This window comes from Pseudomonas sp. Au-Pse12 (assembly GCF_021341665.1).
Taxonomy (GTDB): Bacteria; Pseudomonadota; Gammaproteobacteria; order Pseudomonadales; family Pseudomonadaceae; genus Aquipseudomonas.
On sequence record NZ_JAJTTH010000001.1, the window covers coordinates 1044569 to 1056752 of the forward strand.

At 65.4% G+C, this 12184-nt stretch carries 8 protein-coding genes; 4 read left to right on the forward strand and 4 right to left on the reverse strand.

What is annotated here, in order from left to right:
* Nucleotides 1-101 precede the first annotated feature (101 nt).
* Genes LXM55_RS04480 through LXM55_RS04490 form a run of 3 tightly spaced genes read right to left on the reverse strand, consistent with a single transcriptional unit; the run spans nt 102 to nt 2290 of the window.
* Nucleotides 102-1052 carry a FecR family protein gene (locus LXM55_RS04480; protein ID WP_233318963.1) on the reverse strand — a complete coding sequence of 317 codons (951 nt, stop codon included), beginning with the start codon at nt 1050-1052 and terminating at the stop codon, nt 102-104.
* Between the two features lie 39 nt (nt 1053-1091).
* Complete coding sequence (locus LXM55_RS04485) at nt 1092-1637, reverse strand: RNA polymerase sigma factor (RefSeq protein WP_233318964.1); 546 nt, start codon at nt 1635-1637, stop codon at nt 1092-1094.
* A complete protein-coding gene (locus LXM55_RS04490) occupies nt 1634-2290 on the reverse strand; it encodes a secretin and TonB N-terminal domain-containing protein (protein WP_233319060.1) in 657 nt (218 codons plus the stop codon). The genes LXM55_RS04485 and LXM55_RS04490 overlap by 4 nt, the downstream gene beginning before the upstream one ends.
* A 244-nt stretch (nt 2291-2534) precedes the next feature.
* Between LXM55_RS04490 and LXM55_RS04495 the strand changes: the two genes are divergently transcribed.
* The 3 genes from LXM55_RS04495 (at nt 2535) to LXM55_RS04505 (ending at nt 5595) form a co-directional block, all read left to right on the forward strand.
* Nucleotides 2535-2849, forward strand: a complete 315-nt coding sequence (locus LXM55_RS04495; RefSeq protein WP_233318966.1) for a hypothetical protein — start codon at nt 2535-2537, stop codon at nt 2847-2849.
* Between the two features lie 282 nt (nt 2850-3131).
* Nucleotides 3132-4496 carry an ArnT family glycosyltransferase gene (locus LXM55_RS04500; RefSeq protein ID WP_233318969.1) on the forward strand — a complete coding sequence of 455 codons (1365 nt, stop codon included), beginning with the start codon at nt 3132-3134 and terminating at the stop codon, nt 4494-4496.
* Between the two features lie 373 nt (nt 4497-4869).
* Nucleotides 4870-5595, forward strand: a complete 726-nt coding sequence (locus LXM55_RS04505; RefSeq protein ID WP_233318971.1) for an META and DUF4377 domain-containing protein — start codon at nt 4870-4872, stop codon at nt 5593-5595.
* Between the two features lie 96 nt (nt 5596-5691).
* On the opposite strand, the gene LXM55_RS04510 is transcribed toward LXM55_RS04505, so the two are convergent.
* Nucleotides 5692-10551, reverse strand: a complete 4860-nt coding sequence (locus LXM55_RS04510; protein ID WP_233318973.1) for an NAD-glutamate dehydrogenase — start codon at nt 10549-10551, stop codon at nt 5692-5694.
* Between the two features lie 554 nt (nt 10552-11105).
* Here LXM55_RS04510 and LXM55_RS04515 point away from each other — a divergent pair.
* Nucleotides 11106-11462 (forward strand): hypothetical protein, encoded by a 357-nt coding sequence (locus LXM55_RS04515; protein WP_233318975.1) that lies wholly within the window; start codon nt 11106-11108, stop codon nt 11460-11462.
* The last annotated feature ends 722 nt before the right edge of the window (nt 11463-12184 follow it).

Below are 12184 nucleotides of genomic sequence, written 5' to 3' on the forward strand. Positions count from 1 at the left end.
TGGAGGTTCGGCGGGAGACCGCCAGGCAAGGTCCTGCGGACCTTCGCGCAGCCTCGCCAGAGGCTCGGCAGCGGCTACATTGGGGCGATGCGGTCGGCCGCTCAGCTGAGCAGCACCACGCCGCCTGGCAGTTCGGTGCATTTGGCGCCGTAGGCGTCGCGGATCAGCAAGGCCACGCCCGCCAGCTGGTTGAGGTTGAAACGCGCCTGGACCTTGCGCTTGCCCAGTTCGGCGTTGAGCAACACCAGCATCCCCGGGCGGTAACGGTTGATCTCGCTGATCACCGTGTTGAGGCTGGCGTTGTCGAACACCAGGACCTGTTCGCGCCAGGCGATCACGCTGTGCGGGTCGACCGCCTGGGGTTCGCCCACGCCGTGCGGGTCGTAGGTCAGCTGGCGGCCGCTGTCGAGGCGGACGCTGCGCCCGCCCACGTCCACCTGCACACTGCCTTCGATGCAGGTGACGCACACTTGATGGTCGGTGTTGCGCAGGTTGAAGCGCGCCTGGCGCGCACTGAGCCAGCCCTCGCCAGCCTGGACCTTGAGCGGTTGCAGGCGCTGGCTGAAGACTTCGACCTCACCTTCCAGCAGCTCGATGCCCTGCTCGCCCGCCCCCAGGTCGCGACGGCTGACGCGGGTCTGGGTGTTGAGCTCCAGGCTGACGCCTTCGGCCAGGTCCACCCGGCGCTGCTCGCCGACGTCGGTGCTGAAGTCGGCGGTCAATCCGGCAAACCCGCCCGGCACCGTGAAGCGCACCATGAACAGTGCCGCCGAGGCCGCCAGCGCGCCGCCGAGAAAGGCCCGGCGCGCGAAATGCCGCGGCCGTGATTGCTGCTCCAGCTGTTGCGCAGCCGGTTGCAGGCCATGCCACAGGGCCTTGGTCTGTTCGAAGGCGGCCGCGTGCCGCGGGCTTTGCGCGCACCATTGGCGCAGCGCCCGGGCATCGGCGGCGGTGGCCTGCCCTGACGTCAGGAGGACCAGCCAGTCCCGGGCTTCGCTCAGCAGTTGCTGGTCCGCCGAGACCTGGGGAGTGGGGAGGCTAAAAATGTTCAAGCGCGCAGGTTCTCACGGATTGATCAGGGGCTCTTTTGTCTAGGACGGTTTTCCGGCCCCGGGACCGAACCGCTGAATGACTTTTCTTTCCAGGCGCAAGGCGCAGTGGCCAAGGGCGGCCTTGAGTTCCTTCTCCACCATCCGTGTGGAAATGCCAAAACGCTGGGAGATCTCCAGGTGCGGCGCCTCTTCCAGGCGTGCGGCGATAAAGATCTTGCGCCGCCGCGCCGGCAGTTCGTAGAGGGCCTTGAGCAGGGTCTGGATTTCTTTCTGGCCGCCCACCACCCGCGAAGGGTCCTGGGCCTCGTCGGCGATCTGCAACAGCTCCTCGACCTCATCGCCGGTGAGCAGGCGGGCATCGGACTGGCGCCGGTCGGCGGCGATGTTCAACGCCATGCGATACAGGTAGGCGTTGGGTTGCACAAGGTTCGGCGGCTCTTCCATGCGGTCGACCCGCAGGTAGGTTTCGTGCAGGACGTCGTTGGCCAGGTCCTCGGAACCCAGGCGCCTGCGCAAGCGCACCCGAAAGTCCTCGTAGGACGTCAGGAACAGCCTGACCATCGTACTGTGTCCGGTATTTTTCATACCCCGGAAGCTCCTTCCCATTCCTTGCAGTCCATGCGTGTCCCTGTTGTGTCCGGTATCAAGAGTAAGGTCAGCGGCTGGCGCAGCGAGCTCGGCGCCGGACGCTCGACCCGGGCCTGGGCCAGGCGCTGCACCAGCGCCTCATCGCGTTGCCGGTCGCCGGTGGAACTCACCAGGCGGCTGTGCTGCACCGCGCCGTCGGCACTGACCCACAGTTGCAGCACGGCGCGAAAGCTCCCCGGCCGGGTCAGGGCCGAGCGGCACAGGCTGCGCTCCACCGCCCGTTGCAGGGCGCTGGCGTAACTGCTGTTGAGCCGCGCCGCGCGGCTGGCCCCGGCCCCCTGTTGCGCGGCCGCTGGCGTGACCTGCGGCACCTGCAGGGTGAACGCATCGCTGCGCGCATAGCGGGCCATCAGGCCGGTCCCCACCAGCAGGCGACTCAAGCCCTCGCGGGCGCTGTAGTGGCCGTTGATTCCCACCGAGCGCCGGCCCCGGGCCAGCTCCCGGTCCACCAACACCGCCATCCCGGTGGCGCGGCTGAACACCTCCAGGGCTTGGGCCAGGTCCTGCGCCGGTATCTGCAGTGCCAGCAAACGCTGCGAATCGACTCGCGGCGGCTCTGCGGCCGGGCTCTGGGCCCAGCCCACGGGCATCGACAGCATCAGCGCGAGCCCCAGCACACAGGTCGCCAAGCCCCCGTGCAATGAAGTCCATCGCCCGACCCGCGCTCTGCGTCGCTGCACTGCGGTCCAATCCCTGAAAAGCGTCATCCTGAGGCCAATTTATGAATCTGGTGTTACGGCCACGGCAAAAAAACCATCACGTTTCAGGCCCGGGCTTTGCACTACACTCCGCCGGCATCGAGGCCCGATTCCGCGGGCCCGCCAGGAGGCCAGGATGAAACGTTTAAGCTGCTACACCGCTGCCCTGTTACTGCTCGGCGCCCTGCCCTGGACGCTGCACGCCGAAGACGCCAGCGAGGGCTGCGTGGAAGTCAGCGTCGGCGGCTACAAGGCCCCCGACTACAACTGCCTGAGCAAACAGATGGGCAACAACCCGGACGCGGTGAAGGCCGCCCAGGCCAACCAGCAGGCCATGGACAAGCCGGTGAACAAGCGCCCGCCGAATCAACTGGGGTTGTCGACACCGGCGGCCACCAGCGTGCGCATGGGCAATACCTTCGGCACCTCGGTCAAGCCGCAACGGCCCTGAGTGATGCCCCCGGGCCGCTGACCGCCACCGGGCCCGTTGCAGGGCCTGGCGGCGAGCCTGGGCAACGGCAAACGCCGCGGGCGACGACCGCCCTGCGACCCTTCACGCACCGCGCCGCCCCCCCTTGATCGGGCCCTCCCCGTATACCGGGCGTTAACCTCGATCGCGCTAGATTGCCGCGCCTTGAAACCCGGTGCCGACAACGGCCCCGAACACCGCGCGTGGATGGCATTCGATTGCCGGCCACCGTATCATTGGCGTTTTTTTTTGCATGTTGGAAGCATGGAAAGCTATAAAAAACTGATCTTGCAACGCCCCTGCCAAAGCATTTTCCTGATGGCCCTCGCGCTGTTCATGGGGCTGCAGTACAAACCGGCGGTCCTCAACTACACCACGCGCTTCGTCGACTTTGCCGACTACATGCTGCAGCACGGCATGACGCTGTTCCCCATCGCCGACGACCTGCAGCCCTACCCCGACTACACCATCGTCAACACGGTGCTGGTCTATCTGGCCTCGCTGCCGTTCGGCCAGCTGTCCGTGCTATCGATGGGCCTGCCCTTCTGCATCGCCGCGTCGCTGATGCTGGTGTTCATCTACAAGCTGGGGGCCCTGCATGAGCAGAAATGGGGCGTCTGCGGCGTGCTCTTTGCGTTGTTCACCTGGGCCTTCCTCGACAGCGTCAACTCCCTGGCCCTGGACATCTACCCCGCGCTGATCACCGCGGGCTGCTTCTACCTGGCCTACTCCGCCGACTTCAAGCAGCAGCGGGGACGCCTGGCGCTGGTGTTCCTCGGCCTGATCCTGGGCTTTGCCCTGCGCGGCCCCATCGGCATGATCGGCCCGGCACTGGTGGTCGGCACCTATTACCTGCTGAGCCGGCAGTGGCGGACCCTGGTCGGGTTCTCGCTGGTCAGCGGCCTGCTGTTCGCCGCCGGGGTCGCCCTGCTGGCCTGGGCCGCCCACGTGCAGGGCGGCGATGCCTTCATGCAGGAAGTACTGGAGATGCAGGGCCTGGGCCGGATCGCCAGCGATCACTCGCCGCGCTATTACTTCTACTTCAGCGCCGGGCTGATCACCTACAGCTTCACCGCGTTCTACGCCCTCTGCGTCATGGCCAAAAGCGGCCGCCAGTGGCTCGGCGCCCCGTCGCTGTCGGCGCCGCGCCTGCTGCTTCACCTGGGTGCCTGGTTCGTGGTGCTGATTGTGTTCTTCACCATTCCCAACTCGAAGAAAGCGCGCTACGTGCTGTCCATCACCCCGGCCATTTCCCTGCTGGCGGCCTACCTCTTCATCGACCCCACCGGCGTGTTCCGCGCCACCCGCAGACGCCTGCTGCGCCTGTGCCTGAACCTGCCGGCCATCAGTGCGGTCCTGGCGCTGCTGGTGCTGGGCTACAACAGCTTTGCCGCGCGGCCCCTGCAGCCCAACTTCGCCGGGGTGTTCGCAAGCTTTGCCCTGCTCAGCGGCGTGCGCTACTGGATCACCCGGAAGTACGCCGGACACCGGCATTACGAGGTCATCGTCCTGGCATTCGGCGTGGCGGCCTTTCTCTTGCTGGATGGGTTCTTCTTCAATTCCATCACCTATCACCTGGAACTGGCCAACGAGCCCACCCCCAAGTTCCTGCCTTACTGGTTCTGGTAAGGCGGGCATCCCCCCGGTTCAGCGCCGCACCCTGGGTGCGGCCACCTCCAGGCCCGCTGAGCCCGGCCGCAAGCGCGCAACGCGGTCCACCGGCATCGTGCAAGATTTGGTAACACTCCCGGGCACCCCCGGCCATGCAACGGAACTGGCACCGTGCTGTCACATCGCAATCGGTAACGGCAGAGGTCGTGCGGCGCACGCCTGATCGACTGCCACAGGTTACCGGCCTGGGCCCGCCCCCCAAGTGGCCGGCCATACTCCATCAAGGCTGAAAGAGCGAACCATGAAGCAAAATATCCTCCTCGTATCCGTCTGTGCCGCCCTGCTGCAGGCCTGCACCCCGGTTTCCACTGCCCCTGAAGGATCTTCTTCCATGCCCGCCAGCACGGCTTCCCTCAACAGCCAACCGGCGCTGCCGGCCTATTACTGGCAACTGGTCAAGGCCAGCGACGCCGCGGGCAAGCCCGTGGCGGCCCTGGACAAGGGCATCGAGCGCCAGCTGCGCCTGACCTTCGCCGGGCAGAACCTGAGCATCAGCGGCGGCTGCAACCGCCAGTTCGGCGGCTTCCAGCATGAAAAAGGCCTGCTCAAGGTGCAGCCGCTGGCTTCGACCCTGATGGCCTGCGAACCAGGCCTGATGGCCCTGGACGCGGAAATCGGCCGCCTGCTCAAGGGCGATCTGCGCACCACCTTCGGCGGCGACGAGTCGACTCCGACCCTGCAACTGGCCACCCAGGACGGCACCCTGCTCACGTTCGAAGGCCAGCCCACCCCGGAAACCCGCTACGGCAGCCAGGGCCAGACCCGCTTCCTGGAAGTGGCGGCCCAGACCGTCAAGTGCAGCCATCCACTCATTCCCAACTTCCAGTGCCTGCAAGTGCGTGAGCGGCGTTACGACGCCGCCGGCCTGCAACTGCCGACCCAGGACAGCTGGCACCCGCTGTACCAGTCCATCGAGGGTTACGAGCACCAGGACGGCGTGCGCAACGTGCTGCGGGTGAAGCAATACGAATGGAAGAATGCCCCCGCCGACGCCCCGTCCAGCGTCTATGTGCTGGACATGGTGGTCGAGCAGGACGCCTCGGCCAAGGCCCGCTAAGCGTCACCCCCCCGCTTGCCGGCACCGACGGCAGGCAATAAAAAAGCCCCGTATCTTGCGATACGGGGCTTTTTTGCTCTGGGCGGGGTCAGGCCGTTACAGCACCGACTGACCGCTCATGGCCAGGTCCAGCAACTCGCGGTTGGCCACCGCGTACATGGCGTAGTCGGTGCCGCTGGCGGCACGGATCTCCACCATCATGGCGCGCCAGCGATCGGCCATGCTCGCGTTCTGCTCCAGCCACAGGGCCACGCGGGCCTCCATGTCTTCAGGCGCATCGGCCAGTTGCAGCACCTTGATGGTGATCGCCCGCTGCTGCCAGTCCACGTCATCACGGAAGGCTTCGCGCGCCGCCGCCTGCCAGTTGTTGGCCACCGGCAGGTCGCTGATCTGCTGCAGGTACCACGGCAGGTCGAGGGCACTGCCGACGGCGAAGTAGGCCTTGGCCACTTCGGCGGCATCGTGGCCAGTGACATCAGCGGCCTCGATGATCGGCAACAGGGTGTACAGGTGGGTGGTGCCTGCAACCATGCGCGCCAGCAGTTCCGGAACACCGGCTTCGACATAGGCGGTGTAACGGGCTTGCCAACCTTCGCGGGTCGGGCCTTCGAGCAGCTCGTCGAGCTTCAGGCCCAGCGCCGCCAGGTGCGGACCGAAGTGCGCGACGTCGCGCGCGGCATCCTGCTCGTTGCGCCGGCTGCGCAGGAACCAGCGAGTGGCCCGACGGCCAAGGCGCATCAGCTCGTCCATCAGCTCCAGTTGCACCTGGGCCGAAACCTGGTGATCCAGGGCTTCGATCTGACGGAACCAGTGCGGCAGGTGGAAGATGTCCCGCACGATCACGTAGGCACCGGCGACGTTCGCCGGGCTCATGCCGGTGGACTCCTTCAGGCGCTGCACGAAGGTGATGCCCATGTGGTTGACCAGGTCGTTGGCGATCTGGGTGCTGACGATCTCGCGCTTCAGGCGGTGGCGACGCATGGCCTCGGAGAACTTGGCCACCAGGCTTGGCGGGAACGCGGTCTCCATGTCACGGGTCAGGTAGTCGTCATCCGGCACCAGGGACTTGAGCAGCGCTTCCTTGAGGTCGATCTTGCTGTAGGAAATCAGCACCGACAGCTCGGGACGGGTCAGGCCCTTGCCGGTCGCGGCGCGCTCGGTGAGCTGCTCCTCGGTCGGCAGGTACTCGATGGCGCGGTCCAGCTTGCCGCGGCCTTCCAGGTCGTTCATCAGGCGCTTGTACTCGGCCGCACGCTCGTAGGCACGGCGCGCCGCCAGGGACAAGGCCTGGGTCTGCTTGTAGTTGTTGCCCAGCACCAGGTTGCCGACTTCGTCGGTCATGCTCGCCAGCAGTTGGTTGCGCTGCTTGTCGGTCATGTCACCGGCCTGCACCACTTCGTTGAGCAGGATCTTGATGTTCACTTCGTGGTCGGAGCAGTCCACGCCACCGGCGTTGTCGATGAAGTCGGTGTTGGAACCGCCGCCATTGAGGCCGAACTCCACACGCCCCAGCTGGGTCATGCCGAGGTTGCCGCCCTCGCCCACCACCTTGCAGCGCAGCTCGTTGCCGTTGACGCGCAGGGCGTCGTTGGCCTTGTCGCCGACGTCGGCGTGGCTTTCGCTGCTGGCCTTGACGTAGGTGCCGATACCGCCGTTCCACAACAGGTCCACCGGCGCCTTGAGCAAGGCGTTGAGCAGCTCGGTCGGGGTCAGCTTGTCGGCCTGGATGTCGAAGCGTTCTTTCATCTGCGGCGAGATGGCAATGCTTTTGGCGCTGCGCGAGAAGATCCCGCCACCCTCGGACATGATGCTGGTGTCGTAGTCGCTCCAGGCCGAACGCGGCAGCTCGAACATGCGCTGGCGCTCGACGAAGCTGGTGGCCGGGTTCGGGTTCGGGTCGATGAAGATGTGCAGGTGGTTGAACGCGGCCACCAGCTGCAGCTTGTCGGACATCAGCAGGCCGTTGCCGAACACGTCGCCGGCCATGTCGCCGATACCGACCACGGTGATGCTGTCTTCCTGGACATTGATCCCGCGTTCGCGGAAGTGGCGCTGCACGCCGACCCACGCACCCTTGGCGGTGATGCCCATTTTCTTGTGGTCGTAACCGGCGGAGCCGCCGGAGGCGAAGGCGTCGCCCAGCCAGAAGCCGTAGTCGATGGCGATGCCGTTGGCGATGTCGGAGAAGGTCGCGGTGCCCTTGTCCGCCGCCACCACCAGGTACGGGTCATCGTTGTCGTGACGCACCACGTTGGCCGGCGGCACCAGGGCGCCGTCCTTCAGGTTGTCGGTGATGTCCAGCAGGCCGGAAATGAAGATGCGGTAGCAGGCGATGCCCTCGGCCGCGATCTCGTCCCGGCTGCCGCCCAGTGGCAGGCGACGCGGCAGGAAGCCGCCCTTGGCGCCCACCGGCACGATCACCGAGTTCTTCACTTGCTGGGCTTTTACCAGGCCCAGGACTTCGGTGCGGAAGTCTTCCTCACGGTCGGACCAGCGCAGGCCGCCGCGGGCCACGTTGCCAAAGCGCAGGTGCACGCCTTCGACCCGTGGCGAGTAGACGAAGATCTCGAACTTGGGCACCGGCTTGGGCAGCTCGGGGATCAGGTGCGGGTTGAACTTGAAGCTGAAGTAGGACTTGTTCTGGCCGTTGGCGTCGGTCTGGTAGAAGTTGGTCCGCAGGGTGGCCTTGATCAGGTCCAGGTAGCGCCGCAGGATGCGGTCCTCGTTGAGCACCTGGACATCGTCCAGGGCGCTGAGGATGGCTTGCTCCAGGCGCTGCTGCTTGTCTTCCAGGTCGTCGCTGGTGAGCTTGCGCGCCAGGTAGAAGCGGGTCTTGAACAACCGGGTCAACTCGCGGGCGATGTCGGTGTGGTTGTTCAGGGTGCTGGCGATGTAACCCAGGTCGAAGCCCAGGCGGATCTGCTTCAGGTAGCGGGCGTAGGCGCGCAGCAGCGCCACGTCGCGCCATGGCAGGCCGGCGGTCAGCACCAGGCGGTTGAAGGCATCGTTCTCGGCATCGCCACGCACGATGTGGACGAAGGCGTCCTGCAGCGTGTCGTTGAGCTGCTGGATGTCCAGGTCCAGGCCTTCGGCGGCGGTGAAGGCGAAGTCGTGGATCCAGAACTCGCGGCCGTTGTTATGGCGCAGGCGGTACGGGAACTCGCCGAGCACGCGCAGGCCGAGGTTTTCCAGGATCGGCAGCACGTCGGACAGCGCCAGCGGGGTGTCGGCGTGGTACAGCTTGCAGTGCAGCTCGCGCTGACCGGACACCTGGCCCAGCGGCTGGTAGAAGCTCATCACCAGCGGGTTGGTGTCGCTCAGGCTCAGCAGGTGCTGCATGTCCACCACCGCCGAATGGGCGGCGAAACGCTCGCGGTAGCCGGCCGGGAAGCCTTTCGGGAAGTCCGCCAGCACGTTGGTGCCGTGGGCTTCGCCGAAGCTTTCCACCACCAGGCTGGCGTAGTCGTCCTGCCAGCTGCGGCAGGCCTGTACCACTTCTTTTTCCAGCAGCAGCGGGTCGATGTCGATGCGCTGTTTCGGGTCCACTCGCAGGATCAACTGCACGCGGGCCAGCACCGACTCGGAGAAGAAGGTCCAGAACTCGCAGTCGGTGGCCTGCAGGCGATCCATCAGCACTTGCTGGATCTTCTGCCGCACTTCGGTGGAATAGATGTCGCGCGGCACATAGGCCAGGCAGTAGCAGAAGCGGCCGTACGGGTCCTTGCGCAGGAACACGCGGATCTTGTTGCGTTCCTGGATCTGCACGATCGACATCACGGTGCTGAACAGCTCGTCCACCGGGGTCTGGAACAGGTCATCGCGGGGCAGCACTTCCAGGACCTGGGCCAGTTCCTTGCCCAGGTGCGCCTTGGCCTGGAAGCCCGAGCGCTGCTCGATGACTTCGACCTTGCGGCGGATGTAGGGAATCACTCGCACGCTCTCGCCATACACCGAGGAGGTGTAGAGGCCCATGAAGCGGCATTCCTTGAGCACCTTGCCGTCGGCGTCGATCTGACGGATCGAGACGAAGTCCGGGTAGGCCGGACGGTGCACGCGGCTTGGGTGCGCGGCCTTGGCGAACGACAGCGGCGTCGGTTCGCGCAGGTAGTTGACGGCGTAGTCTTCGATGCGCAGGTCTTCGGCGGTCAGGCCGGCGCGCAGCAGTTTGGCCAGGCCGAGGAAGGAGCTCGGGTCATAGTCGATATGCCCGCCATCCTGGTCGGCGCCAACCACGAATTCTTCATAACCGAGGAAGGTGAAGTGGTTGCCCACCAGCCATTCGAGGAAGCTCTTGATCTCGGTCTTTTCTTCGGCGGCGATCGGGAACTGGCTGTTGTCGATGCTTTCGATCAGCTCCTGGACCTTGGCCTTCATCGGTTCGAAGTCGGCCACGGCGACCCGCACCTCACCCAGCACCTGCTCCAGTTCCTTGCCCAGCACGCTGAGTTCGGCGGTGTTGGCGCAGCGGTCGATCTCCAGGTACATCAGCGATTCTTGCTGGATGCCTTCGCCCTGGGTGCCCTTGGGCAGGATTTCCAGCAGCTCGCCCTTGCTGCCACGGCGTACGCTGAGCACGGTGGTCTGCAGGGTATGGATGCTGTAGCCGCGACGGTTGAGCTCGGTGCGCACCGAGTCCACCAGGAACGGCAGGTCGTGGTGCAGCACTTCCACTGCGGTGTGGGTCGACTGCCAGCCATGGCGTTCGTAATCGGGGTTGTAGACGCGAACCTGCGGTTGCCCGTGGTCGAAGCGCTCAAGCAGGCGCCAGGCAGAAAGGGTGCAGCCCGCCAGGTCGGACATGCGACGCTGGGTGAGTTCGTCCAGGGAAATGATGCCGAAGAATTGTTCAGCGAACAGCGCCACTTGTGGCAGTGCCTGTTCACTGATGTGCTGCGCCAGTGCCGCTTGCAGTTGGTGCTGGAAGTCGGCTTTGCTGGCTGCGGTGAAGAACGCCATCTGTGGTACTCCGCTTGGGCTTGTTATTGATGGAAGCGTCGCGTGCAAACCCCTTGCGGGGCGGTGTTGCATCCTGCTCCTGGTCTCGGGCAGAGGTAGCAGGATGACAGGTGGGTGAAGCTGGACGAGACGCACAGGTCACATTCACCTTCCGGGGATGGGCATCTGCAAAAACGACTGACGCTGGCATGCCGCGCAATGCCTTTACAGGTGACCATCGCAAATCAGATACAACCTATTGCACTTGAGAACAAAATGTCCGCTGCGCAGCTTAACGAGTGAAACGCGACAGCTGCTTGCGATGCTGCGACATATTCGGTCAACGGCACGCAACCGGGCGGTCATGCCCTGAACAACACTAGCAGGCAGCGGGGAAAAACCAGGGGTTTTCCCCGGTTTCAGGGTACTTGCGTACCAAAAACGACTGCCGGACCCGATGCGTTCACGACCTGTTCTCAGACAGACAGGCCAGCAGAAATTCCCCCGGGCTGGCAGAATTGCTTCTTTTTTTGCACCGCCCGGCCGCTGCCGGCCCCAGCCCCAGGAATGCCCCCATGCTGATGACCACCGCCCACCTGATCGCCAACCCCTGCGACGACGAAGAAGACAACATGGCCATGCTCTGCTGCCACAGCAGCCAGGGCGAGATGTTCCTGATGAGCCGCTACCCGGACGAGGACGAGCTGGAAATCACCCTCGACGGCGAGCCCTCGACCCTCGATGGCGTCAAGGTCACCCTGAGCCCCACCACCCTGCTGATCGAAATCGCCGCGGCCGACGCCGACGCCCTGAACGGCTCCGACCACCTGGAAATCCGCCACAGCACCACGGCCTCGGACCTGGCCGAAGTGGAACTGACCCTGCAGAACATCCTCAAGGGCACCGGCACCTACATCAGCCAACTGGCCTGACCCGCCGTCGAACCTGCGGCGCCCTCCAGATCCCCGCGCCTCCTGCAGAGCCGTTCGCAGCCTGCAGCAGCGACTACACACCCCCGATCGGCATTGGCCTGTAGCCGCTGCTGAGCCACGGCGAAGCTGCGCAAAGGTCCGCAGGACCTTGCCTGACGATCGCCCGCCGATCTTGGGCGGCCTCCAGATCCCCGCGTCTCCTGCGGAGCCGTGCGCAGCCTGCGGCAGCGGCTACACCCCCCGATCGGCATTGGCCTGTAGCCGCTGCTGAGCCACGGCGAAGCTGCGCAAAGGTCCGCAGGACCTTGCCTGACGATCGCCCGCCGATCTTGGACGGCCTCCAGATCCCCGCGTCTCCTGCGGAGCCGTGCGCAGCCTGCGGCAGCGGCTACACCCCCCGATCGGCATTGGCCTGTAGCCGCTGCTGAGCCACGGCGAAGCTGCGCAAAGGTCCGCAGGACCTTGCCTGACGATCGCCCGCCGATCCTGGGCGGCCTCCAGATCCCCGCGCCTCCTGCGCCGGCATGCCACCCGTGCCGTGCGCAGCCTGCGGCAGCGGCTACAGGACCCGCCCGCGGGAATCGGTGGGCGGCGGTGTTTTTTTTCGACTAATTCGCTAAATCAGCGGTTCCCCGTTAGTCGCCGACCCCCGCTATGGATTAAAGTATCGCCCCCAGCCTCGACGTTATTTCTACGCCCGCGGCGCACCCTCTCCAGGAACA

Excerpts from the sequence above, each read along its gene's own strand:
- LXM55_RS04485 (WP_233318964.1), bottom strand. The coding sequence starts at position 1,637 with ATGAAAAATACCGGACACAGTACGATGGTCAGGCTGTTCCTGACGTCC.
- LXM55_RS04490 (WP_233319060.1), bottom strand. The coding sequence starts at position 2,290 with ATGCCCGTGGGCTGGGCCCAGAGCCCGGCCGCAGAGCCGCCGCGAGTC.
- LXM55_RS04495 (WP_233318966.1), top strand. The coding sequence starts at position 2,535 with ATGAAACGTTTAAGCTGCTACACCGCTGCCCTGTTACTGCTCGGCGCC.
- LXM55_RS04500 (WP_233318969.1), top strand. The coding sequence starts at position 3,132 with ATGGAAAGCTATAAAAAACTGATCTTGCAACGCCCCTGCCAAAGCATT.
- LXM55_RS04505 (WP_233318971.1), top strand. The coding sequence starts at position 4,870 with ATGCCCGCCAGCACGGCTTCCCTCAACAGCCAACCGGCGCTGCCGGCC.
- LXM55_RS04510 (WP_233318973.1), bottom strand. The coding sequence starts at position 10,551 with ATGGCGTTCTTCACCGCAGCCAGCAAAGCCGACTTCCAGCACCAACTG.
- LXM55_RS04515 (WP_233318975.1), top strand. The coding sequence starts at position 11,106 with ATGCTGATGACCACCGCCCACCTGATCGCCAACCCCTGCGACGACGAA.